The organism is Pontibacter coccineus (genome assembly GCF_030546575.1).
GTDB lineage: Bacteria > Bacteroidota > Bacteroidia > Cytophagales > Hymenobacteraceae > Pontibacter > Pontibacter coccineus.
The window spans coordinates 61,875-84,680 of sequence record NZ_JAUOTN010000003.1; the positions used below are offsets into that span (position 1 = coordinate 61,875).

Genomic DNA, 22,806 nt, shown 5'->3' on the forward strand with positions numbered 1-22,806 from the left:
GTAGGTATGATCCGGTGCCGTAGAAATTACGAATATTTTGGAGGGGCGTTGGCGTTACTTGACTCGAAAAGCGCTGGTCACTGTTCTACCAGTTCTTTTGGGCGCCTGTTTTATCATGTTGGCGAAGCTATACCTTGCCGACCGTGTAAAATTCAGGTTTGGGAAGTGCTGTGCGTGTGACAGCTATTTATAAACTAGTGTCAAAAACCTTCTGCTCTTTCGTCTCAACGAAACCGATATGCCGGTAGAAGGTGTGCGTGTCGGTTCTTTTCCTATGGCAGCGCACCCGTATCCTGCTCACACCTTTTTCCCGGGCCCATCGTTTTACCTCGTCAATCAACGCCTTGCCAATGCCTTTGCCTCTATAGTGCTCGTCTACCACCAATCCCCCAATCTCTACAAAGGCATCAGACTCCAGCCGCAAGGTATAGCAGCCGTGTATCCAGCCCACTAATTGCTCGTCTAGGATCGCGGCGTAGCCACAGTGGTCTTTGCTTGCTACAACTGCCTTTAGGCGCTGCGCCGTGTCCGCTACAGAGGAGCTATAGCCAAGCTGGCCCGAGAGCCTGGCAATAGCGGCTGCATCCTGTTCTATGATCTGTCTTAAAGTAACCGCCATGCACCGTATTATTTCACCACCCCCTTCATCCATGCACTCATCGTGTCCAGCGCTGCGGGTGCCATGGTCTCTTCTATCGTCGCGTACTCGTGTACCTGGCCTGTGTCGGCATTCTGGAAGATGTGGTTGAGGCCGGACAGCTCCTTGATGGTGTAGCGCTTGTTGCCGGCTGCTTTCAAAGCTTTTTCGGTAGCGGCGAGGTTGGCGGCAGCGGGTACCTGCAGGTCTTTGCTGCCGTTAAGGGCGAGCACGGGCATTTTGAGTTGCTGCAATGCCGGAGCCGGGTCGTAGGCCAGGAAATGGCGCATCCAGGGTGTTGTGATCTGGGCGACAACGGCATTTTCAGCCTGGGGCGACAGCATGACGGCCAGCTGCTGGTCTTTTTCTTCCAGGTTGGCTCTGGCTTCTTGCTCCAATACCCGTATTTTTTGGGCGGCCTCAAACACTTCGGCATCTGAGGCGGCTACTTCGAACTGGGCACGACGCAGCTGCAGGTACTTTTGCAGGGTTGCTTCCGGTAGCTGCGACTTTAAAATTGCTTCGTTCTGCGACACTAACAAGTCCACGCCCGGCACGGCACTGCCCGCCATCAGCACCACAAAGGCGACGTCTGTGTTCGCGGCGGCCACACTGCTCGCTATCAGGGCGCCCTCGCTTATACCCAGCAAGCCGATCTTTTTCGGGTTTACCTGCTGGTGCGTTTTCAGGAAGGCATAGGCCGCCTGCGCATCTGACACAAAATCCTGCGTCGTGGCCATGGTATGGTTACCGCCTGACTTACCGGCGCCGCGGTCGTCGAGGCGCAGTACGGCAAAACCCTGGCGCGTGAGGTGGTCGGCCAGCACCAGAAAAGGCTTATGCCCCAAAAGCGTCATGTCGCGGTCCTGCCGGCCGGAGCCGGTGAAGAGAATGACAGCCGGATGCTTACCCTTGCCGGCAGGTATAGAGAGGGTGCCCGCCAGTGTTATACCTGCCGCCTTGTTCTCCACTGTTACTTCCTGCTCCTGGAAGGGGTATGGCTTTGCGGGCATCTGCGGACGCTTCGCTTCAGTGGGCTCGCCTTTGGCAAGCGAAAGTGGAAAGGCCATGCCTGCCTGCTTCCAGCTACCGTTTATGGTTTCGGGGCCGGTGATTTTGCCGGCGTAGGCAAAGCCACCTCCCGGTACGCCTAGGTATAGGCTGTCTTTTTTGAGTTCGGTTTCAGGTATAGCCATGCCTTTTACGCCCTGCATCGGGATATCCATGGTGGCAGTCAATTGGCCGCTTTCGCTACTGTTAAGCCTGAAAATGATGGTCACCCTTGCGCCCGGAGCCTCCAGGGTGCCGTGCCAGGGGCCAAGCACCTGGGCTGGGCCTGGCTGTTGCGCCACGGCGGCGATGTTGTTGAAAAGGAAGAGGCAGCATGATAGGAGGAGGCGTTTCATAGTTGTCAGTTAGCTGTTTTTGGTGTGAAAGATGATCCCTGTATACCTGATTGGGCTTTATGGCTGCCGCTCTAATTCATGTCGCTCCCGCCGGTAGGCCATAAACGAATAGACTACAGGAATGAGTACTGTCAGGGCTATCTCGGCGATATAAAGCGTTTGCTGCATTCCCCACGCAGGCAGAAAGGCTAGCGCTATCAGCAAAAGGCCGCCGATGATCCACAGGATGCCGCCCAGTCGGTGCGTCTTGCGCCATACCTGTTCGCTCTCCAGCGTCCAGGGGGTGCGGATGCCGATAAAGTAATTGGGCTTAACCGCCTGAAAGTAGTTTCCCAACGCAACGAACAGGCCACCTATCAACACGAAATGGATATTCTGGCGGAAAGTGCCCGGATTCAAAGCGTTGTGAATGAGGAACACCGAGAGTGCCGCCATAAAAATGACGAGAATGAAGCGCAACTGGTGGTATTTGCTGCCCATGTGGGTCAGCTTCCGTTTCGGGTCGATGTGCGGCAGGGCCAGCAGCAGGAGGTTGAACAGGGCAGTCGTGCCCAGCACTATAAAGACCAGGGAGTTTTTGCCGGCCCAGCCGTCGGCCTCGCCTTGCAGGTTGAAGTGCACCGGTACCTGCTCCGGCAGACGGGTCCAAACCACCGCCAGGTTTACTAGCGGAATGAAAACGATCGCCCAAAGGATGATTTCCCGGGTCAGGTTGTTGGTTTTCATAAGGTCTAATCTTTAAGTGTGATAATCCATTTCATTAAATCGTCGAGCACCGTCGTGTTGAGCGAGTAAATCACAAACTGCCCTTGCTTCCGGTAAGTGACCAGTTCCGCCTGACTCAGGATGTCGAGGTGGTGCGAAATACTGGGCTTGGTAATCTGGAAAGCCTCCGCGATGTCCCCGGCAGTCAGATCCTTCTCCTTTAGCAGGTTGAGAATTTCTCTGCGGGTCTGGTCATTCAAGGCTTTGAAAACTTTGTTCACAATGTAAATTAGGTATTTAGACAAATATCTAAATAATAACTAAAAAGTCAACATAATCCATAAATAATTTATGCTGAATGCAGTTGTTGCGTCGTTGGTAGTATATGATATCTTAATTTGACAAGGATAATCACCAACCTGCGCAGCTATACCTTGGGCACCAGTCCTTTTGCCGGTGTCGGTTAGTCTGTGCATCGCCAACCTTGTTAGAACTTAGCCTGAGAAAATATGGGCTTGGCCGGGTTTTTTCTTACATTAGCAGAATTACATATTTTACCTGTTTATTCACTGTGCTCCGATCCAATTTTTTTACCCTCTCTCTATTTCTGTCTATTGCCCTGATCTTGGCAAGTGGCTGCACTGAAAACGACCAGTCTGCTAAGAACCCGGCGGAAACTACCCCTGAGTATGTGGCCAGTGTAGACGAGTGGCATCAGGAGCGTGAGGCGAAACTGAAGGAGCCGGACGGATGGCTCACCTTGGCAGGCCTGTTCTGGCTGCAGGAAGGTGACAACACCTTTGGCAGCGGACCCGACAACAGCCTGACGTTTCCGGAGGGAAGGATTCCGGGCCGGGCGGGTGTGATCAGTCTGGAAGGCGACACGGTGAGGATTCGCATCAATCCGGGAGTGGAAGTGTTGCTGCATGGAAAACCCGTGCACGAAGCCCTGCTCTATACCTCCGGTATGGATACCGTTCCCAAACTGTCGCACGGTTCGCTTACCTGGTTCGTGATCAAGCGTGGCAACAGGTATGGCATCCGGCTCCGCGACCTACAGAACGATGCCCTCGTGCATTTCAAAGGGATAAAGCGCTTTCCTGTAAGGGCCGACTGGCGTCTGAAGGCGAGCTTCGTAGCGCATCCCACTCCCAAGCAAATCGCCATTACCAACATTGTGGGGCAAACCTCCATGCAGGATTCGCCAGGTACGCTGATCTTCAATCTGAACGGGCAGCAGTACCAACTGGACGCCCTGCTGGAAGGGGAGGAGCTTTTCATTATTTTCGCTGACAAAACCAACGGCCTCGAAACTTATGGCGCCGGTCGCTACCTCTACGCCGCTATGCCAGGGCCGGACGGCACAACGGTGCTCGACTTCAACAAGGCGTCCAACCCACCCTGCGACTTTGTGTCGTACGCGACCTGCCCGCTGCCACCCCGCCAGAACTTCCTGCCCATTATGATTGAGGCCGGAGAGAAGTCGTACGGAGAATATTAGGCTATACCTCAAAAGCTTACCTAATTCGGTGCATTTTCAAAACAACCCAGGTATAGGTATGCGCCCGATTAGTCTATGCAGCTTGGCGCTTTAGTTCTCCCACCATCCTATCATTGATTGTTCGCGTCTGCTTTGTCATACCTCAGGTATAGCCGGAGCAGGCAATGCTTTTGTCCAATTCAGGCAGCATCCTGCTGTTGCCTACTTTGCGGCATTACAGAGCTGGGGCCTCGATCTTTTGTTATGCCCGGCCGGTTATGTGCAAGGCGCCTCAATAGATAATGTAAACAATTTGGTGCTAAAAGGGTAGAATAATGCGGGGCACTATCCAGGCCTTCGGAAGAGAACGAACTTATCGGGACATATAATTGTTAATATATAGTTCTGATAAATTTTTTAAAAAGTGAACAATGATTAACAAGACGATGCCTAATACAGTAATTACGGGTGCACATTTGGCGCAGGCCATGACCTATACGCAATACAGGGAATTAATTGACCAACTGCTGGCTGAGAACAAGACCACGGGCACAGACCATTCTGAAGCCATGGTAGAGTATACCCGCATGAACGCCCAGCGCATGCGCCGCGTCGAGAAAACCACGGAGCTGGACGCTGAACTGGTAGAGCTGATGCTGCGCGTGCAGAACAAGATGATCTGGGTGATCGTGACGGAAGCCTGGTGTGGCGACGCCGCCCAAACAGTGCCCGCCATCGTAAAGATAGCCGACGCCTCGCCGCTGATAGACGTGAAGCTGTTGCTGCGCGATGAACACCTGGAAGTGATAGACGCCTACCTGACCAACGGGGGCCGCTCCATCCCGAAGCTTATCGTGCTCGACGCTGAAACCATGGAAGAACTGGGTAGCTGGGGCCCACGGCCGGCAGCTGCCCAGGAGCTGTTCATGGATATGAAAGCCCGGAACGTTCCTTACAATGAATTTGTGGAGAAGTTGCACGGCTGGTATGGCAAGGACCGCAGCAAAGCACTGCTGCAGGAGTTCAAACAGCTGATCCCGCAATGGGGCCGTCTGCAGCCAATTGAAGAGCAGCCAATGGAACGACTCTAGCAGCTCGTTTCATATAAAAGCGGCGACCTTTGCCTAAGGTCGCCGCTTTTTTTATACCTGTCTGTTAAACTTAATTGGTTTTAGCGCGCAGGATCAGGTTGATTTGTTTGATCTTGTCGCCTACCTCCAATTGGTGCACCACATCCATCCCTTCTACCACTTTCGCGAAAATGGTATAGCGACCGTCCAGGTGCGGGGCAGGGGAATGGGTGATAAACCACTGGTTGCTCTCGGTGTCTTTTCCGGCGGAGGCCATGCCTACGTAACCCTCGCGGTAATGCAGCGGGGCGAACTCAGAGCGGATGGAGTAGTCGGAGCTGCCCCAGCCGTCGCCACGCTTGTCGCCGCCCTGCGCCACAAAGTTGGGCACCACGCGGTGGAAGTACAGTCCGTCAAAAAACTGCTTGTTCACCAGCTCCACGAAATTAGCTACTGAGCCCGGCGCATCCTCCACAAACAGCTCCAGGGTGATCGTGCCCTTCTCGGTTTCAATCACCACCTGCTGGTCCGGGTGCAGGGTCTGCACCAGTTTCCAGTCGATGGGGTGGGTGAAAGGATTCTGCGGGGTTTCGGACTGCTCTTTGCCACTCAGGTAATCGATGGTTTTCTGCAGTTCAATGTTGGTTTCCATATCGCGGGGTAGCACGAGTTTCTGCTGCGCCTCGCTGAGGAAGGAGTGGTCGCGGTATACCTCCCGAAAGTTGAGCTTCGGATTGCGGATCACCCCAGCCGCCAAGCCAGCCAGTGACACATCTCCGGAGGCTATACCTTGTTTAAAGATGGCAGCAAATTCCTGTTCCAAATTTTTCGGGAAATCTCCCTGCTGGCGCATGGCAGTGAGCGCTTCCATGCCATAGGTGCCGATCACGGGCTGCGACGCGGTGAAGGTTTCTTTGGCGATGAACTGGTAGTTTTTGTAGTCGGCGGAGAGGGCCTTGAGCAGATGGGCTTTGTCGTATGGGTTTTCGGTGCGCAGGTATAGCTGCTGGTACTCCTGGCTCAGTTTGGCCTTGTCAGGGCTGTTGCGCAGGATCACCCAGATCAGACCGGCCCGAACGCGGCCGTCCTCTACCTGCGCAAGGGCTTTGCGAAGTGTGTTGCTGTCCACGCCGGCATAGTTGGCCTGCAGAAATTCCGCCGTGGCCACGGCCGTGTTGATGTTTGGATCGGTCAGACCTGCCACGATGGCCTTGTCTATTTCCTCAAACTCGAGCCCCGCCATGGAGCGGATCGCGCTGAGGCGCACGCGGTAATCGGGGTCGCTTTGCACGATACCGGAGAGCAATGATGCTTTATCCCGGGCATTCACTTTGGAGAAAGCCTGGGCCACGGCCATGCGTACATCGGCCGATTCATCAGAAGTAACGACCGTGGTCAGCTGCTGGCGATAGGGCGTCAGGTCGAGCTTGGGGGTACGGGCCAGTTGGTGAGCGGCCGCCAGGTGCACCTCGTACGACTTTCTTTCAGTTAGCCACTGCACGGCCTTTTCTACAGCCTGCGTGTTGCTGATCTGGCGCAAGCCGGCCCGGTACAATCCCCAGGCCTGTCCCGCTTGCGCAGTTTCGTTCGCTGCCTGGTAGTTTATCAGAAAGCTGAGTCCGCCGCTATCAGCCAGTTTGCCGAGCGCTTCCAATACTTCTGCCTGCACAGCCGGGCGCTGTTCCTGCTGCAGATGCCGGATCATGGCCTGCTGGGCCTTCTTGTGCCCGATCTGGCCCAAAGCATAAGCAGAAGCCACCCGGATCACAGCGCTGGTGTCTGACAGTGAGGTCAGCAGTTGGGGGATGGCCAGCGTGTCCTGTACCGAGGCAAAGGCAAGCGCGGCCTCCCGGCGGTACTGCGGATTCGGGTGATTCAGGAAGTTGAGGAGCTCAACCGTTTTGCGCTCGTCCTGCAAGGTATAGAGCTCGCGCAGGGTAGCGTCCGAAAACTTGTTGATATGCTGCGACGGCGTGTCGGTTGCCACCGCCATACTCTGCTGGGGCTGTTGACGGCATGCGGCGAAGGCGGCAAGGGCAAATAGGAAGGTATAGCTTTTTTTCATTGTGTAGGCTTAGTCGCTTCAATATACTAAATGCCTGTAATATAGCCCTGCTAAAATGTTTTACGGCTAATTTGTTTGGCAGCTTTATAATTTTTAGTATATTGAATTCTTGAATATATATTTTTACAATGCAGCACACCGGCATTAGCATACGTCTGTTCTCCAAACCCTATGGCATCAGGTCGCAGGTGGAGCGTCTGCTGTTTGTACTTGCCTTGCTTTCTGTGGCTTTGCATGGGTGGCTTCTCTACCAGCTCATTGCTGTGCGGGACTTTCACTCCGCCATGACCTTCCTATACCTCTTCAGCCTGTTGCCCTTTTCCCTTTTTATGGTCTCCGTGTGGCTCGACCACAACCCGGGTTACCAGCGTCACCTCAGCATATCGGGTGTAGGCGTAAGGTACCGGCTTGGTTTTATGCAACGGGAGCACGAGTTTGAGTGGGAGGAAGTAGAGCGTATGATCATCAGCAGCCACGCGCTGGAGTTTGAACTTAAGAACGGGGAGCAACATGCGGTTGCGCTGGACACGGTGAACCATGCCAGGAAGCTGCAGCGCATCCGTGCAGAACTCGCGCTGATTGCAGCGGAAAAGGGGATCGCTATTGAAATAACACAAGACTGACCCTATGTATGTAAACCTCTACCCTAACAAAGCGCTGAAGAAGACAAAACAGATTCTGCTCTGGACAGGCATCCTGCTATTCTGCGGAGGTGTCTCTGCCCTGGCCGGCGAATTTATTGCCCGCGAAGAGATCCGCTGGGTCTGGGCGGGCGGCGCATTGCTAGTAGGTGCAATTGGTGCATTGGGTTTTGCCGTGGGCGCCGGCTACCTTCAATTGAAAGACGCCTACTTCTCCATGACGCCGGAGCGCATCGCCTACCGGCTCACCTTGTATGGTGCTGAGCACACCATCTACTGGGACGCCATCGACAGCATACAGGCAACCGAGCATGCCCTGGTATTCGACCTGAAAGACAGCAAGCAAATGATTATGCGACTTGGGCACATCCAAAGCCCCGAAATTGCAAACCACGTGAGTGTCAGTGTACAGCTAGCCGCTATACAGCAGCAGGTTGAAGTAAACCAGGTGCCGGTTAGCGCACAACGCGTCAGTCTGTAGCTTCCTCCTTCCCGAACTGCCAGCGATTCTGTTTAGAAGAACACTTCTGATCTACCTGCTAACACAGGTTTTTTCTTCGCCCTAAGTCCCTTTGGTGTTTGGTGCCGCTATATTCTCAATGTCAAGATCAGTTGTTAGTATGATAGCTCTATCAAGCTATACCTTGCTGCGATAACTGAACCTTATGCAGCAAGCAGAGAGCGAATATAATCTCACTCAAAACATCCAAACTAATGTTTTTTGATTTTTGGGTACTTTATTATTGGTAAAACAAAACTCGGGAAAAGGACGATCGTATTCTATTTTAGTTCAATTAATAATTTATATTTTACAATTTTATTAAATACTGCTGGTCAGCTCCGTCTTACTGTAAGTCACCTATTCAATACAGTTTCCATGTACATCAGTCTTTATACAGCCCGACAACTGCGTAGGATCAAAGACCGGCTGCTTTGGTTAGGGCTGTTTATGGCAAGTGGAGGTGCGGCGGCACTACTTTACAATCTTATACTACGGCAGGAAGCCCGCTGGTTATGGGGAATGGCAGCCTTCGTAATTGTTCTGGTCGGACTATACCTGCTGGCACTCGGCACGGGTAAAATATCGCTCAAAAATACTTTTGTGGCCATATCGCCGGACAGGATCTCTTACAGGCTTAACTTTTACGGCAAGGAGTATACCTTGGACTGGAGCAGTATAGCGGCTGTGCATTTTAGCGACCACTGCGTACTTTTTGACTTACGGGGCGACCGCCAGAAGTCACTACTTCTTTCCGGTATCGAAAGTCACAACACGGCCAGCCAGGTGGCGTTGGGTCTACAGGTGGCTGCACTGGAGCGCAATGTAACTGTCAATGGTGTGCGGTTTAATGTAGCTGGGCCGGCCAAAGGCTTTTAAGATTCCTTTCTTTTGTCTACACAGCGGCTTTCCCCCGTCGCTGTTAGCTCTCTTCCTTTTCCTGAGCTCTTCTTGATCAGGTGGCATCCAGAGGCTGCTTATCCCATAGCGAAGCTGCTTGCTTTTGGGAGATAATCAGAATATAGATGTGATGTTTTAGTAATATGGATTTAAAAAATATGATTAATTAATTTTTTAATATATATTTTTATTTTAATATTGCAATAGATAATCTTCTCTCACCTAACCAAACAGCTAATGAAATTAAGATTCTATGCGGCTTTAATCAGTGCCCTGATGCTTTTTTCGTTTGCCAGCTTCGCAAAAGCTGACCTGAAGTCTGCTACGTATGAGAAAACGACCAAGGCCAGGAAACAGGCAGTATCTGGTAATAAAGCCGCTGCGTATTTTTCGTTTAAGTCTTCGGCCTACAAAAAAGATGGCCTGGTAAAAAAGAAGCGTTACAAAAAAGGCAGCTGCCCAGTTTTCGACTAATTTACAAGTACCTTCCCGTAGAATATCTCAAGCAGCCTCGTGGCTGCTTATTTTTTTAAAAGCAGCACATGACGCAACTGCATGGTATAAGCACTTCAGCAGTCAAATTACATAGTAGCGAGGCGCCGGGGTTATAGTTTTGGAGCAATTGTTTTCGGAACTTGCGGCTTTAATCTGACTATGGCCGAGCTGAAAACACGTGTGTATGGACTTCAATTTGGATTGCTGTGCCTGAGCTCTTTTCTTTTCTTTGCAAGCTTCAACATGATCATTCCGGAGCTGCCCAACTACATCACACAGCTGGGCGGTGCCGAGTACAAGGGACTGATCATTTCGCTCTTCACGCTGACAGCCGGCCTTTCACGGCCTTTTAGCGGGCAGTTGGCCGACAAGATGGGGCGTATACCTGTCATGCTGATCGGGGGAACTGTCTGCATTTTGTGCGGTTTCCTATACCCCATCACCGGTTCGGTAGCGGCATTTTTGCTGCTGCGTCTGGTGCACGGCTTCTCGACGGGGTTTACGCCGACCGGCACGGCTGCCTATGTAGCCGACATCATCCCGACGGAGCGCAGGGGGGAAGCGACCGGACTATTGGGTCTGGCCGGTAGTCTGGGTATGGCAGCGGGGCCAGCTATGGGCGCCTCTATCGCCAACAGCTTTTCGCTGGATGCCATGTTTTACTCTTCTTCAGCTGCCGCCTTTTTGTCGGTGGCCGTGGTGGCCCGCATGCGCGAAACGCTGGACAACCCAAACCGCTTCCGGATGGGACTGCTCAAAATTTCCCGCAAAGAGATCTTTGAGCCCCGCGTGCTCAACCCCTCCATTGTGATGATGCTCACGGTGGTTTCCTTCGGCATCATCCTCACGATCATTCCTGATTTCAGTGAACACCTGGGCATTCAGAACAAAGGCCTTTTCTTTACTAGCTTTACGCTATCCTCGCTGGCCATCCGTTTCCTGGCTGGCCGGGCCTCCGATAAGTATGGCCGCATCCGGGTGCTCAAGGTCAGTTCGGGGCTGCTGGTCGTCGCGATGGGGTTGATCGGCTTGGCGGACACGGCGACAGAACTGTTGCTGGCAGCGGCTGTGTTCGGTGTGGCGGTGGGCATGAACTCCCCGACGGTTTTCGCCTGGACCATCGACCTGAGCCATCCGGAGCGCCGTGGGCGGGCGATGGCGACCATGTACATCGCGCTAGAGGCAGGTATAGGATTCGGCGCCCTGTCTTCCGGCTGGATCTATGCTAACGACCCTACCAGGTTCAGCCTGGTGTTCTGGACAGGCGGCGCATTCGCCCTGCTCGGGTTCCTATACCTCAATTTTGTAGTAAAAGACCGGAAGTAGCAGGCAGGTTCTATAAGAGCAGGTATAGCTCATTCTTGAATACTGTGCTGAGGCTTTCTACATAGGAAGGCCTCTTTTATTGCTCACACGCCGCTGCCGACAATATTTCGCTCCAGAAATAGTCAGAGGACATTGCTTGAACGTATAGCAATCTGTTGTGAAGACTGCAATAAAACAATAGCCAGGACCAGTTGTTTCTCCATCATCATGTCAGCGATCAGCCAAGCTTTTATTGACCACCTGACAGCTGTGCACCAGCAGTCCCGCCATGTAGTGCCACACTCTATGAGCTGTGCCTTTCTGGAGGGCCTGCTGCAATTGCTCTTTCCATCGCTTTCAGAACGCTCTTTCAGCTCCCGGTCCGAAGTAGAGGCCTATGTGATGCTGCTACACTCCGATCTGGAGAAGATACTGTATAGGATAGAGGAGCGCCTGCCCGGTAAGCCCTACGAGATAGCGGACGCCTACTTCGCCTCTCTGCCGGACCTGCAGCAGCAGCTCAACGACGATGCCGCCGCCATAGAGGAAGGAGACCCGGCCGCTGTAAACGTAGACGAGGTGATCCGGACCTATCCCGGCTTTTTTGCCGTGGCCGTGTACAGGCTGGCGCATCAGTTTTGCCGCATGGGCGTGCCCCTGCTACCACGCGTGCTCGCTACCTACGCCCATACCAGAACAGGAATAGACATCCATCCGAGAGCTAACATAGGCGCCCGGTTCTGCATAGACCACGGCACCGGCATCGTGATCGGGGAGACGACCGACATCGGAAACAGTGTGAAGATATACCAGGGTGTGACGCTGGGAGCGCTCAGTGTCGAGAAATCGATGGCCAATGTGAAGCGGCACCCGACAATTGAAGACAATGTGATTATTTACGCCGGAGCGACAATACTGGGCGGTAAGACGGTGGTGGGGCACGACAGCATTATAGGAGGGAATGTGTGGCTGACCGAAAGTGTGCCCTCTTTTGCCAGGGTGTACCACCGTCCGCAGATCAAAGTGAGTTATTATGAAGATAGAGCTGATGTTCTGAATTTTTCAATCTAAAAAGACACGTATATGAAAGCGCATAGCATACTTGAAACAATAGGCAGGACGCCCCATGTAAGAATCAACCGCATGTTCAAGGATAAATCGGAAGTGTGGATGAAACTGGAGCGCGCCAACCCGGGCGGCAGCATCAAAGACCGCATTGCCTTGGCCATGATCGAAGACGCTGAAACAAAGGGCATCCTTAAAAAGGATAGTGTGATCATCGAGCCAACCTCTGGTAACACCGGCGTGGGGCTGGCCATGGTCGCCGCCGTAAAAGGGTACCACCTGATTCTGGTGATGCCGGAGTCCATGTCCATAGAGCGGCGCAGGCTGATGACGGCTTATGGGGCCAAACTGGAGCTGACGCCACGCGAAAAGGGCATGAAAGGTGCCATAGAACGTGCCCGCGAATTACTCGAGGAACACGAATCCTCCTGGATGCCCATGCAGTTTGATAACGAGGCCAACACGCAGGTACACATCGAAACCACAGCGCAGGAGATCCTGTCTGACTTTCCGGAAGGATTCGATTACATGATCACCGGGGTAGGCACCGGCGGGCATATAACAGGTGTGGCCAAGGTGCTGAAGCGACATTTTCCTAACCTCAAGGTATACGCGGTGGAGCCTTCCGCCTCGCCGGTGCTGAGCGGCGGACAGCCGGGGCCGCACCCGATACAAGGTGTAGGCGCGGGGTTTGTGCCCTCTATCATGGACACCAGTTTGTTGGACGGCGTGGTGCAGGTAGCAGCCGACGATGCTTACGACTTTGCAAGACGAGCCGCCATGGAGGAAGGCATATTTGTAGGCATATCGTCGGGCGCGTCTTTGGCGGCGGTGCAGCAGAAATTGGACGAAGAGATTCCGGATGGTGCCCGGGTACTGACCTTCTGCTACGATACAGGGGAGCGATATTTATCAGTAGAGGGCCTTTTTGTGTAGGGTATACTTCTAAAAAAGCGCCGCCTGTTGCCAAATGCAACAGGCGGCGCTTTTTCTATTTAGGCAGCCAGCAGTTCCTGGATGTCCTCGTTCAGCGATTCTTTCACTTTCTGCAGCTGACCGTCGGTTATGGTGCGTTGCAGGGCCTGGAACACGGCCCGGAAAGCCGCAGTGATTTCTTCATCCTGCTGAAAGTCATTGTCAGCGGCAAAGGCGTTTTTGTTTCGGATGTAATTGATCCAGTCGTTCGCATCCCGGATTTTCACAGGTACCTTATTCAGATCATACTGATCAAAGTAGACACCTTTCCAGAAAACGGGAAGCTGAGCAGCGAATTGTATGGCATCATGTACAGGCATTCTATCCCGTACAGATTGCAGCACAGCCCTGAAAATACGACCGGCTTTGTTGAGATCCTCCGTCTGTAGCTCTGCTGCTACATCCTTCAGCAGCAATGCTGCATCTTTGGTGCTGTCTTCAAAAATAAATGGCATAGATCCTCCCTTCTTTAAGCGTTACGTCCTATATGGTACGGGCAGGAGGGGGGCATGTTCCCTAATACCCGGCTTATCAGGTATAGCGGAGCCAGGATGTGGTAGTTCAGAAGAATGAATCACGGCAGTGTCATAATCAACTGCAGAAAGGTGCTATCGGAGTTAACAGGCAAAAAAGTTATAATTCCCTGAGGTATAATGAGATTAGAGACATTTGAGTTGATTAAGTATAAAAGTATCTATATATTGTACCGGTATAGAGCCATTACGAAGTATGAATACGCAAGTCTCCTCGGTAGCACATTCGATTTTTAATAACAAAGGCGCCTTTGCGTTACTGCTCGGCTCCGGGGTTGCCGGGAATGCTGGTATACCTGCAGCCAGAGAGATAGCCACTGACCTGATCAGGCAGATAGCGGTGCTGGAAAATGCGAAATGTGAGCCGAACCCGGAGGAGTGGTTTTTTGAGCGGTTCGGAGAGAAGCCCGGTTATGCGAGCCTGCTCGAGCCGCTCGCCAACACTGAGACGGAGCGGCATAATTTGTTGAGAAGGTACTTCGAGCCCAGTGAGGCAGAGTTGGAGCAGGGACTGAAAAAACCGACGAACGCCCATCAAATAATTGCCCGCCTGGTGAGCAAGGGGTATGTACGGGTTATCCTGACGACCTCCCTGGACAGGCTGATGGAAAATGCCTTGAGATGCATAGGTATAGAGCCCGTTGTGATCAGCGGCCCCAGTCATATCGTGAACTCCCTGCCGATCGTCCATGCCCGGGTTACAGTCATCAAGATCAACGGGGACTACATTGATTCCAGCTTCCTGAATATAAAGAGCGAGGCAGACAAGTATGAAGAGCGCCTTTCGGAGCTGCTGCGCTATGTGTCCGACAACTTCGGACTGATTACCTGCGGATGGTCAGCGGAAAGTGACAGTGTGTTGAAAGAGGCGCTGGAGACTTCCAACAAATTCAGATTCTCCAACTACTTCACTTATTCAGACAAGCTTGGAAATGAGTTAGAAGAGCTAGCCTACATCAGGCGGGGGAAAGCGGTGAGCATCACAAATGCCGACTCGTTCTTCAAAGAACTGCAGGAAAAAGTAGAGGCGCTTGAAAATGCAAGGCCTGCGAACCTTTCAAGATCACAGATCGCAATCGTCGAACTGAAGAAGCATATTGTGCAGGTCGACCAGATCATATCGCTTCATGACCTCGTCAGGGGTGAAATTGATCGGTTAAATGATAGCTTCAATGCGCTGCCGGTTACGGGTATACCTTCTAAGGAAGAGATAAAGGAGCGGGTAAATTACTACTTCCAGCAGTCCAATACGCTTAGCGCACTGTTTGTGAATGGTGTTTATTGGGGGAGAGAACAGCACCATTCCATTTGGCTCAATAGCCTGGCCTGTTTTACATCCGAAAAAGAGCGGGAAGGTGAGGGTGGCGTGTGGCATGACCTGGAAACCCTGCCCGGGCTTATTTTTCTTTACAGCATAGGGCTGGCCAGCATTCTCAAGAAAGACTACAAGTTATTGTCCAGGATGTTTTCCATGACATCTCACGTGAGGTATGGTGAAGCGCCGATTCTGGATCATGTCCATGTGGCGAAGGTACTCGATTACGACACTTTGCGGGAAGCGCTGGGAAACAGGCAGCTCGTACCCATGTCCGAGTTGTTGTACTCAGAGCTGAAACCGCTCTTTAGCTCCTTCCTGCCGCACAGCAAAGACTATGAAAACCTGTTCGACAGATTTGAATACCTGCTGGCTCTGTCCCACACCAAGATAATGGGGAAAGGCCGAATTCCTGTCGGCAGGTTCGGGTATAGGGTGAAACAGCATGGCGTCAAGCACCCTTTCGAACAGATCGCGTCTGAGCTCGGAAACCATACAGAAGGCAACAGCCTGTTCTCCCCCTCTCTGTTTGTCGATATCACTGACCTAAAGCATACCGAGAAGAAATTCAAAGAATACTTTGACAAGCTTTCGGGGTATTATTTTTAAGGTAGCGAATTGAATTGATGCAGATGGAAAAGGCGGCTTTGAGCTTGTAGGTATAAGATATACCTTTTATTTATTACCAAAGTACAGTTGCAGGTATAGCCTGGCGTAAAAAAGAAAAGGCAACCTGTATAGGTTGCCTTTGTGGAGAATATCGGAGTCGAACCGATGACCTCTTGCATGCCATGCAAGCGCTCTAGCCAGCTGAGCTAATCCCCCGTTTGAGTGTCACAAAATTAGAACAAATTTTGAATATGCAAAAGCCTAAGCGCTAGATTTTGAAAATAAAAAAGGCGGGACATTTGTCCCGCCTTTTTCTGTATAAGCTATTTCTGCCTAGTTGAAGATATAGCGCAGACCAAGCTGTGCATACCAGGTAGTTGAAAGCGTTGTTACGTCTCTGAATGGTTCTGTAGGAAGCACAGTTTGTCCGTTCTCCGTAACAGTTCTCATCTGGAAAGTAGGTACACCATCAGCACTGATAGGAGCGTCTTTGGTGTTGGTTGTCAGGATGCTCTGTGCATTGTTGAATGCTGTGCTGATACCCCAGTTAGAGTTGATCAGGTTGCCGATGTTCATTACGTCAGCGCTTATCTGAAGCGTGTTACGCTTGCCACCGATGTTGGTGTAGATGTCCTGTAGCAATCTGAAGTCGAAACGGTTCAACCAAGGCATCAGGGCGCCATTACGCTCAGCATACTGACCGCGTCTGGAGCTCAGGTAGTCATCGTTGTTGATAAAGTTATCAAAGGCCGTACGCTGTTGATCAGCAGTAAATAGCACAGCGCCCGTTTTGCCGTCCTTAATGTCAGCGAAGTTCAGGTTATCTACATTGTTCGGTACATACAGCAGGTCGGCATTGATACCATCTTTGTTGATGTCACCATTGTAGGTATAAGAGAAACGTCCCTGATGTGAACCGTTGTAGAACAAGGATACAGTAGTAGCCAGGTGGTTGAAGTAGTTTACTTTATAAGAAAGGCTACCTACCACGTTATGAGGCACTGCATACTGAGAGTTATAAAGGTTCTGCTCGTTCGGGCCGTTTACAGACGGGCTACCTAACCATGCAGAAGAAGCGTTTGATCCAGGGTTACTAGAAACTTCAGTAGCGTAAGTATAGGTATAGTAAAGTGAACCAAACAAACCATTGCGAGACGGAAGAGAAAGACCAACCGTGCTGCTGAAAGATTCTCCTTTCTTAGCAGTATTAGTCAGCACTACAGCAGTGTTAGCGTTAACAGCTTCATTATATTTTGTGCTGTTTGCACCTGCTGGGTAGTATCCTCTGTTGTCGTTCTCGCCTTCACCACCGTAGTTCAGCGTTATAGGAGCATCTTTTCTGTTAGCACCAAACTGGTAAGCTGCATTCACGTCTTTTGTGTAGATAACGTCAGCAGTGGCTACCAGCGGTGTACCAGGGATCGTGTAGTCAGCACCAATGCTTGTTCTCCATACCTTAGGCATTCTGAACTCGTTGTCAACCAGGGCAAAGCTTGTAGGAACACCAGCTCTTGGGTTTTTGATGAACACGTTCTGAGCGCTTGCCGGCGTGTTGTTCAACCAGTAGTATTGTTCCGGTTGGAAACGGATGTCACCAATCCAACCTGCAACTGATGCATAGCTGTTAGGTTCTACGTTGTTCTGGATTACACCAGAGTTCGATGGCATGTTTGTCAACCATACGAAAGGAACACGGCCGTTGAACAGACCAGTACCACCACGCAGCTGCAAAGAACCATCACCAAAGGCGTCAAAGTTGAAGCCGATACGTGGAGCCAGCATGATTCTGGATTTTGGCCATTCGCTGGTCGTGTACTTTTTGTCGCCGCCTTCCGGAGATCTCAGCGTAAGCTCATCAATAGACGGGTTGGCAGTCAGGTCGTTCATGTAAACAGGCAAGTCTGCACGCAAACCTAATGTCAGGTCCAGTCTGTCAGTAGCAGCAAATTTATCCTGGATGTAAGCACCTGCTGTACCCAATACGATTGGAGCATAAGGGTCCTGACCTTCGTAAGGGTAAGTCAGACCGAACATGATTGGAGCCACTTCATTTGGAGTACCTGTTGTCAGGAAGTCTTCAACAGAGTTGTAGCGGTAGTAAGATGTACCCAAACGGATGTACTGGTTACCAAACTTCTGCGACTCAAATGTAGCACCACCAGTGATGGTGTGCTTGCCAGCCAGGTAGGTCAGGTTGTTGGTGATGCTGTAGTTGTTATTCAGTACGTCGTTTCCAAACGTAAACAACTCATAGCCAAAAGTCATGTAGTTGGTGCCACCATTCCAGATATCAACCATTGGGAAGATCTCACTAGGAGATTTACGCGTATCCTGGATGCGGCTATACGTTGCCAGTAACTGGTTAGAAAGACGGGAAGAGAAAGTGCTGTTCAATTCAGCAGAAGCCGAACGAACGATGTTCTCTGTATCGTACATGGTTTTAGCAAAAGCCATAGACTGGTCGCTCACGCGGTTTACAGTAGAGCGCGGGCTTGGGCCTGAGCTGCCGTTCACCAAAGAACCAGCCTCGCCTTTCACCTGGTTGTAACGAACAGCAAGTTTATGGTTGTCGTTGATGTTCCAGTCAATACGAGCCAGTAAGTTGGTGCTCTTAGTGCCATTGTCGTTTGCGTAGCCTTCGTAAGCGCCTGGGTCATAACCCCAGGTGTTGATCAGGTGGTTACGCACCGCTTCAAGGTCAGATCTCTTGGTTCTGGCAATGTTTTGGTCAGGGTTAGCTACACCATCATCAGATGCTTTCCAAAGGTTTACAGCAAATGGGTTAGTGCCTTTTTCGTCGATGTTCTCAGCATTTACGAAGAAAAACAGTTTATTCTTGATAATCGGACCACCTAAACGGAAACCTAAAGTACGGCTTGATGTTTCGTTGCCCTGATCAAGTTTTTCGCCATTTACTCTTCTGCCATTCATGTCCTGGTTACGGTAGAAACCATATACTGAACCAGAGAACTCGTTGTTACCGCTACGGGTAACGGCATTGATGCCAGCACCCGTAAAGCCTGACTGACGAACGTCGAAAGGAGCGATGTTTACTTGTACCTGCTCAATCGCGTCAATAGAGATAGGCTGTGACCTGCCACCAGGAAGTGGATTGGAATTCAAGCCAAATCCGTTGTTAAAGTTTGCACCATCAATCTGTACGTTGTTAAAACGACCATCACGACCTGCAAAGCCATTACCGTTAGCCTGTGGCGTAAGTCGGGTAAAGTCTGTAAGGCTACGTGTTACGGTAGGCAATGTAGCAATCTGCTCAGTGCTCACGTTAGTCGCGGCGCCAGTTCTCTGGGCGTTGAATACCGAAGACTGGTCAGCTGTTACCGTCACTTCCGATAGCTGGGTACCACCGTCAGACATGGTAGCATCCAGCACGTAAGGGCGGCCAAGCTGCAAAGTGATGTTTGTGAAAGACATAGGCTGGTATCCTATGTAGCTTACCTCGATGGTATAAGGACCACCGATACGGGTGTTGGCGATGTTAAAGCGACCCTCTGTGTTGGTCACTGCGCCATACGTGGTGCCCGAGGGCTGGTGTGTTGCTCTTACGGTTGCCCCGATCAAAGCTTCACCCTTTGAATCCTTCACGGATCCACTTACGCTACTTGTTGTCACCTGTGCGTGCATAGTAAGCACGCATAGCAACATAAGCAGTGTTGATAGTAATAACTTTTTCATAAAAGATTGATTGATTTTTGCCCGCAAAATTAGAGCGTATAATTCGAAATGCAACTACTTAGAGATTAAATTATTATTAATAATCTGTCTTATGTTATTTGCTTTTTAGCACAAATAATTTATCGTAATTTGCAAATGGGCTGCTAGTTTAAACACTGATTGCCAAAAAGAAAGGCGGAGCTGTATGGCTCCGCCTTTCTTTTTGGCAATCAGGTAGAATCGTACGCGGTTTACTTTTAATTGAAGATGTATCGGATACCAAACTGAGCTCTCCAGCGCGACGAAAAGTCGTTCACAAAAAATGGGTCGCCGTCTGTCAGGCCGCGGCCGGTATAGTTGAAACGGGGTGTCGTGGTGCCAGGCTCGTAGCCAACAAAGTCAATGGCCTGAAAAGCGTTGAAAGTCGCCGTGTACTGACGGCCCCAGTCTTTGTTGAGCAGGTTCGTGAAATTAAAAACGTCCAGGGTCAGCTGCAGCCGGTGGTTGTTCTCTTTCTGTCCTATGTAAAAGTCCTGCATCAGGCGCAAGTCAATCTGATTTGTCCAGGGTAGCCTGTCCTCGTTCCGCTCCGCATACTGGCCTCGTCTGTCGCTCAGGTAGTCATTGCCACTGATAAAGGCGTCCAGCGCCTGCCACTGCTGCTCAGCCGAAACAACGGTTCCGTCCCGTTCGGTGTAAGGCACCAGGTTTATCTCCGAGGCATTGCCCGGGATGTAGATCAGGTCATTCGTTCTGCCAGCGTCGCTGTTTACGTCACCGTTGTAAATGTACGAAAGCGGCACGCCCGACTGCCCGTTGTAGAAAGCGGAGATAGTAGTGCCCGCAAAGCCCAGGTAATTTAAATTATAGGTAAGGCCGGCCACTACCCTCGACCGCACATCATTGTCGGCAAACGCTTCCCGCACATTGTTGAGGCCTTCCACCTGGTTCACATTGATCCAGTTAGACCGTGCCTGGCTGGAGTTACCGGGGTTTACATCCTTTGCCCTGGAATAGGTATAGGCCAGCGAACCCGAAAGGCCGTTCTCCACATACGATTTCTGTAACTGAGCTGTCAGGCTGTAACCATAGCCACGGCTGGTGTTGGTCAGGTAGATGATGTCCTGGAAACTATTGCCCTGTATACGGCCAAACACAGGCCGGTTGTCTGCTCCCGTCAAGGTTCCCGTCTGCTCCAGGTTCAGGTTCTGGTAGTAGATGTTGTTCAGATTTTTGGAGTATATACCTTCCAGGGTCGCCACCAGGTTAAAAGGAAGTCGTTGGTCAATGGCTGCATTGACCCGGAACAGCTGCGGAAACTTAAAGTCAGGATCTGTGATGTTGATCTCGGCTGTTCTGTCTGACAGGCCCACGGTGGTGGCCGTAGGCTGGGTGTTAGGGTCAGGGTTGAAGCGGATCTGCTCCAGTACCGGGCCCGAAGTGAGTGACAGGCTACCCAGCATTTGGCCGGTATTGGTGTACTGGTTGGCTATCCATACAAACGGAGCCCGGCCGGTGAACACCCCAGCCCCACCACGCACCTGCGTATTGCCATCGTCCATTACATCCCAGTTCACCCCCACACGGGGCGACAACATAAACTGAGCGCCCGGCGTCTTGTCCGTCGCCAGCCCCCTGCTTCTGAAGGCTTCGTTAAACTCCTCGTTTGCGGCAGGTTCGTCGTTAAAAGTCGGGATGTCCAGGCGTATACCTGCTGTCAGCTTCAGGTTGTTGAGAACTGCATATTCGTCCTGCGCATAGAAGCCGAGTTGAAAGGCGGAAAATTCGGCGCCCTGCTGGCGGTTGTCCGTGCGGGAGTAATTCCGGAAGAAAGCGCCGGGCGCTGTTTCAGCGGGCGTGCCAATGGCTTCAAAAGCCTCGAGGGAGTTGTATTCATAGGCACCGAACTCCTGCCGGATGAACAGGTTGTAGGTTTTGTAAAATTCGTTGTGCGTTCCCAGCGTGATCGTGTGCTTACCCAAAAACAGGTTGAAGTTGTCGGTGATGGTGAGCACGTCCTGGTCGAGCTGGTTCTGGCCTGAAAAAGGCTCGCCGCCCAGCGCAATGGTGCGGCCACCTGCCAAACGGACCAGCACGCTCGGGAAAGGGGCGCCTATGATGTCGCGGTCGTCACGCACTGCCGTAAAACCGATAATGGCCTCGTTGGCATACTGGCCCCCAAACTGACTGCGCAGCTGTAGCACGCTGGAGTTGGTGGTGCTGGGGAAATACTCGGCGTTGTTAGAGAAACGCAACGCATTCGGTGTTCTGGAGTTGTCAATGTTCTCGCCATACACATAGCTGTGGCGGAGCGTAAGTTGGTGGTTGTCGGTGATGTTCCAGTCGAGTCGGGCAAAAATCTTGTCGCTCCGGGTTTCATCGTCTATACCTCTGAAGCTGCCTGGGTCATAGCCCAGGCGATTGGCGACGTTCAGCGCGCGGGTGGCTTCGTCTACTGTGATGTTGGAGCCCGGGGTGCCGGGCTCGAAGAGGAGCGGGGCCACTCGTTTGGTTTTCTCGCCATTCACAAAAAAGAACAGCTTGTCTTTGATAATAGGGCCGCCGATGCGCAGGCCGGTCTGGTAATCGGTAAAGTCCGGCAGCCGGGTGCGCGAATCATCCGGGCTCTTGCCCACCAGGCGCTCATTGTTGCCAAAATAATAGGCTGAGCCAGTGAACTGGTTCGATCCGCTGCGCGTGATGGCATTGATGCCGCCTCCCGTAAAACCGCTTTGTCGCACATCAAAAGGAGCAATTACCACCTGTATCGCCTCAATGGCATCCAGCGAGATGGGTTGTACACCGGTTTGGCCGCCGTTGGTGCCGCTGGCCGAGAGCCCGAACACGTCGTTGTTCACGGTGCCGTCTATCGAGAAGTTGTTGAAGCGGTTGTTCTGGCCGGCAAACGATATACCTGACCCAGATGTAGTGGCTTGTGGTGTGATACGGGTAAAGTCGTTCAGGCTTCGGCTGATGGTAGGTAGGGATTCCAACTGCTCTGTGGACACGTTGGTGGCGGCGCCCGTCCGGTCGGAGTTTATGACTTTGTCCTGCGTAGCAGTGATCTGCACCTCGCCAAGGGTGGTAGTGCTTTCTGAAATGGTCAGGTCCAATCGGTAGTTCTGGCCGAGTGTCAGGTTAATGTTGTCAACCCGCTGCTCCTGGTAACCAACATAGGAGGTTCGTACGGTATAGGGCCCACCTACACGCATGTTCTGGATATTGTAACGGCCTTCTGCGTTTGTGGCGGCTACGTACTGGGTATTAGTGGGGGTATGGACCGCAATAACCGTTGCGCCAGGCAATGGTGAGCCGTTCTGGTCCTGCACCACGCCGTTCATGGCCGCAGTTGTCGTACCCTGTGCCCATACCAAATGGCTGCTCAGCAGCAAAAGGAGGGATACAAGCAACTTTGTGTAAATTGTCCTCATAAT

18 protein-coding genes and 1 tRNA gene are annotated in these 22,806 nt (G+C 51.8%); 10 read left to right on the forward strand and 9 right to left on the reverse strand.

Going from position 1 to position 22,806, the window contains the following annotated elements; all coding sequences use genetic code 11:
• Window positions 1-187: 187 nt before the first annotated feature.
• The 4 genes from Q4E40_RS07540 to Q4E40_RS07555 are packed head-to-tail and all read right to left on the reverse strand — an operon-like array spanning window position 188 to window position 3,029.
• On the reverse strand, window positions 188-619 hold the full coding sequence (locus Q4E40_RS07540) for a GNAT family N-acetyltransferase (RefSeq protein ID WP_303411157.1): 432 nt from the start codon (window positions 617-619) through the stop codon (window positions 188-190).
• An 8-nt stretch (window positions 620-627) separates the two neighbouring features.
• Window positions 628-2,043: an alpha/beta hydrolase gene (locus tag Q4E40_RS07545; protein ID WP_303411158.1), complete on the reverse strand. Its 1,416-nt coding sequence runs from the start codon at window positions 2,041-2,043 to the stop codon at window positions 628-630.
• Between the two features lie 57 nt (window positions 2,044-2,100).
• The gene (locus Q4E40_RS07550; RefSeq protein WP_303411160.1) at window positions 2,101-2,769 is read right to left on the reverse strand and encodes an SdpI family protein; all 669 of its coding nucleotides are present in this window, start codon (window positions 2,767-2,769) and stop codon (window positions 2,101-2,103) included.
• A 5-nt stretch (window positions 2,770-2,774) separates the two neighbouring features.
• Window positions 2,775-3,029 carry an autorepressor SdpR family transcription factor gene (locus Q4E40_RS07555; RefSeq protein WP_076672168.1) on the reverse strand — a complete coding sequence of 85 codons (255 nt, stop codon included), beginning with the start codon at window positions 3,027-3,029 and terminating at the stop codon, window positions 2,775-2,777.
• Between the two features lie 290 nt (window positions 3,030-3,319).
• Here Q4E40_RS07555 and Q4E40_RS07560 point away from each other — a divergent pair, with 290 nt between their 5' ends.
• Both Q4E40_RS07560 and Q4E40_RS07565 read left to right on the forward strand, forming a co-directional pair.
• On the forward strand, window positions 3,320-4,249 hold the full coding sequence (locus Q4E40_RS07560; protein ID WP_303411161.1) for a DUF1684 domain-containing protein: 930 nt from the start codon (window positions 3,320-3,322) through the stop codon (window positions 4,247-4,249).
• 425 nt (window positions 4,250-4,674) lie between these two features.
• Window positions 4,675-5,319, forward strand: coding sequence for a thioredoxin family protein (locus tag Q4E40_RS07565; RefSeq protein WP_303411162.1), 645 nt, complete (start codon window positions 4,675-4,677; stop codon window positions 5,317-5,319).
• A 70-nt stretch (window positions 5,320-5,389) separates the two neighbouring features.
• Here Q4E40_RS07565 and Q4E40_RS07570 read toward each other — a convergent pair whose 3' ends face one another.
• Complete coding sequence (locus Q4E40_RS07570) at window positions 5,390-7,363, reverse strand: peptidylprolyl isomerase (RefSeq protein WP_303411163.1); 1,974 nt, start codon at window positions 7,361-7,363, stop codon at window positions 5,390-5,392.
• A gap of 128 nt (window positions 7,364-7,491) precedes the next feature.
• Between Q4E40_RS07570 and Q4E40_RS07575 the strand changes: the two genes are divergently transcribed.
• The 7 genes from Q4E40_RS07575 (at window position 7,492) to cysK (ending at window position 13,204) form a co-directional block, all read left to right on the forward strand.
• Window positions 7,492-7,986, forward strand: coding sequence for a hypothetical protein (locus tag Q4E40_RS07575; protein ID WP_303411164.1), 495 nt, complete (start codon window positions 7,492-7,494; stop codon window positions 7,984-7,986).
• Between the two features lie 4 nt (window positions 7,987-7,990).
• Window positions 7,991-8,485 carry a hypothetical protein gene (locus tag Q4E40_RS07580; RefSeq protein ID WP_303411165.1) on the forward strand — a complete coding sequence of 165 codons (495 nt, stop codon included), beginning with the start codon at window positions 7,991-7,993 and terminating at the stop codon, window positions 8,483-8,485.
• Window positions 8,486-9,025: 540 nt separating this feature from the next.
• On the forward strand, window positions 9,026-9,382 hold the full coding sequence (locus Q4E40_RS07585; RefSeq protein ID WP_303411166.1) for a hypothetical protein: 357 nt from the start codon (window positions 9,026-9,028) through the stop codon (window positions 9,380-9,382).
• 258 nt (window positions 9,383-9,640) lie between these two features.
• The gene (locus Q4E40_RS07590; protein WP_303411167.1) at window positions 9,641-9,877 is read left to right on the forward strand and encodes a hypothetical protein; all 237 of its coding nucleotides are present in this window, start codon (window positions 9,641-9,643) and stop codon (window positions 9,875-9,877) included.
• Window positions 9,878-10,057: 180 nt separating this feature from the next.
• Complete coding sequence (locus Q4E40_RS07595) at window positions 10,058-11,224, forward strand: MFS transporter (protein WP_303411169.1); 1,167 nt, start codon at window positions 10,058-10,060, stop codon at window positions 11,222-11,224.
• 207 nt (window positions 11,225-11,431) lie between these two features.
• The gene (locus Q4E40_RS07600; protein WP_303411171.1) at window positions 11,432-12,274 is read left to right on the forward strand and encodes a serine O-acetyltransferase; all 843 of its coding nucleotides are present in this window, start codon (window positions 11,432-11,434) and stop codon (window positions 12,272-12,274) included.
• A gap of 12 nt (window positions 12,275-12,286) precedes the next feature.
• A complete protein-coding gene (cysK, locus tag Q4E40_RS07605; protein WP_303411173.1) occupies window positions 12,287-13,204 on the forward strand; it encodes a cysteine synthase A in 918 nt (305 codons plus the stop codon).
• A gap of 59 nt (window positions 13,205-13,263) precedes the next feature.
• Here the strand turns inward: cysK and Q4E40_RS07610 are convergent, their stop codons facing one another.
• The gene (locus tag Q4E40_RS07610; RefSeq protein WP_303411175.1) at window positions 13,264-13,698 is read right to left on the reverse strand and encodes a DUF2267 domain-containing protein; all 435 of its coding nucleotides are present in this window, start codon (window positions 13,696-13,698) and stop codon (window positions 13,264-13,266) included.
• Between the two features lie 274 nt (window positions 13,699-13,972).
• On the opposite strand from Q4E40_RS07610, the gene Q4E40_RS07615 reads away from it, so the two are divergent.
• Entirely contained in the window at window positions 13,973-15,700 is a 1,728-nt protein-coding gene (locus Q4E40_RS07615) for an SIR2 family protein (RefSeq protein ID WP_303411176.1), read from the forward strand.
• 142 nt (window positions 15,701-15,842) lie between these two features.
• Here the strand turns inward: Q4E40_RS07615 and Q4E40_RS07620 are convergent.
• The 3 genes from Q4E40_RS07620 to Q4E40_RS07630 form a co-directional block, all read right to left on the reverse strand.
• Window positions 15,843-15,916: transfer RNA gene (locus tag Q4E40_RS07620), tRNA-Ala, on the reverse strand.
• Window positions 15,917-16,033: 117 nt separating this feature from the next.
• Window positions 16,034-19,393: a TonB-dependent receptor gene (locus Q4E40_RS07625; RefSeq protein WP_368411162.1), complete on the reverse strand. Its 3,360-nt coding sequence runs from the start codon at window positions 19,391-19,393 to the stop codon at window positions 16,034-16,036.
• Window positions 19,394-19,629: 236 nt separating this feature from the next.
• A complete protein-coding gene (locus Q4E40_RS07630; protein WP_303411177.1) occupies window positions 19,630-22,803 on the reverse strand; it encodes a TonB-dependent receptor in 3,174 nt (1,057 codons plus the stop codon).
• Between the last annotated feature and the right edge of the window lie 3 nt (window positions 22,804-22,806).

What these genes read in the sequence shown, in the direction of transcription:
- Q4E40_RS07540 (WP_303411157.1), bottom strand. Translation starts at nt 619, where the DNA reads ATGGCGGTTACTTTAAGACAGATCATAGAACAGGATGCAGCCGCTATT.
- Q4E40_RS07545 (WP_303411158.1), bottom strand. Translation starts at nt 2,043, where the DNA reads ATGAAACGCCTCCTCCTATCATGCTGCCTCTTCCTTTTCAACAACATC.
- Q4E40_RS07550 (WP_303411160.1), bottom strand. Translation starts at nt 2,769, where the DNA reads ATGAAAACCAACAACCTGACCCGGGAAATCATCCTTTGGGCGATCGTT.
- Q4E40_RS07565 (WP_303411162.1), top strand. Translation starts at nt 4,675, where the DNA reads ATGCCTAATACAGTAATTACGGGTGCACATTTGGCGCAGGCCATGACC.
- Q4E40_RS07570 (WP_303411163.1), bottom strand. Translation starts at nt 7,363, where the DNA reads ATGAAAAAAAGCTATACCTTCCTATTTGCCCTTGCCGCCTTCGCCGCA.
- Q4E40_RS07575 (WP_303411164.1), top strand. Translation starts at nt 7,492, where the DNA reads ATGCAGCACACCGGCATTAGCATACGTCTGTTCTCCAAACCCTATGGC.
- Q4E40_RS07580 (WP_303411165.1), top strand. Translation starts at nt 7,991, where the DNA reads ATGTATGTAAACCTCTACCCTAACAAAGCGCTGAAGAAGACAAAACAG.
- Q4E40_RS07585 (WP_303411166.1), top strand. Translation starts at nt 9,026, where the DNA reads ATGGCAGCCTTCGTAATTGTTCTGGTCGGACTATACCTGCTGGCACTC.
- Q4E40_RS07590 (WP_303411167.1), top strand. Translation starts at nt 9,641, where the DNA reads ATGAAATTAAGATTCTATGCGGCTTTAATCAGTGCCCTGATGCTTTTT.
- Q4E40_RS07595 (WP_303411169.1), top strand. Translation starts at nt 10,058, where the DNA reads ATGGCCGAGCTGAAAACACGTGTGTATGGACTTCAATTTGGATTGCTG.
- Q4E40_RS07600 (WP_303411171.1), top strand. Translation starts at nt 11,432, where the DNA reads ATGTCAGCGATCAGCCAAGCTTTTATTGACCACCTGACAGCTGTGCAC.
- cysK (WP_303411173.1), top strand. Translation starts at nt 12,287, where the DNA reads ATGAAAGCGCATAGCATACTTGAAACAATAGGCAGGACGCCCCATGTA.
- Q4E40_RS07610 (WP_303411175.1), bottom strand. Translation starts at nt 13,698, where the DNA reads ATGCCATTTATTTTTGAAGACAGCACCAAAGATGCAGCATTGCTGCTG.
- Q4E40_RS07615 (WP_303411176.1), top strand. Translation starts at nt 13,973, where the DNA reads ATGAATACGCAAGTCTCCTCGGTAGCACATTCGATTTTTAATAACAAA.
- Q4E40_RS07625 (WP_368411162.1), bottom strand. Translation starts at nt 19,393, where the DNA reads ATGAAAAAGTTATTACTATCAACACTGCTTATGTTGCTATGCGTGCTT.
- Q4E40_RS07630 (WP_303411177.1), bottom strand. Translation starts at nt 22,803, where the DNA reads ATGAGGACAATTTACACAAAGTTGCTTGTATCCCTCCTTTTGCTGCTG.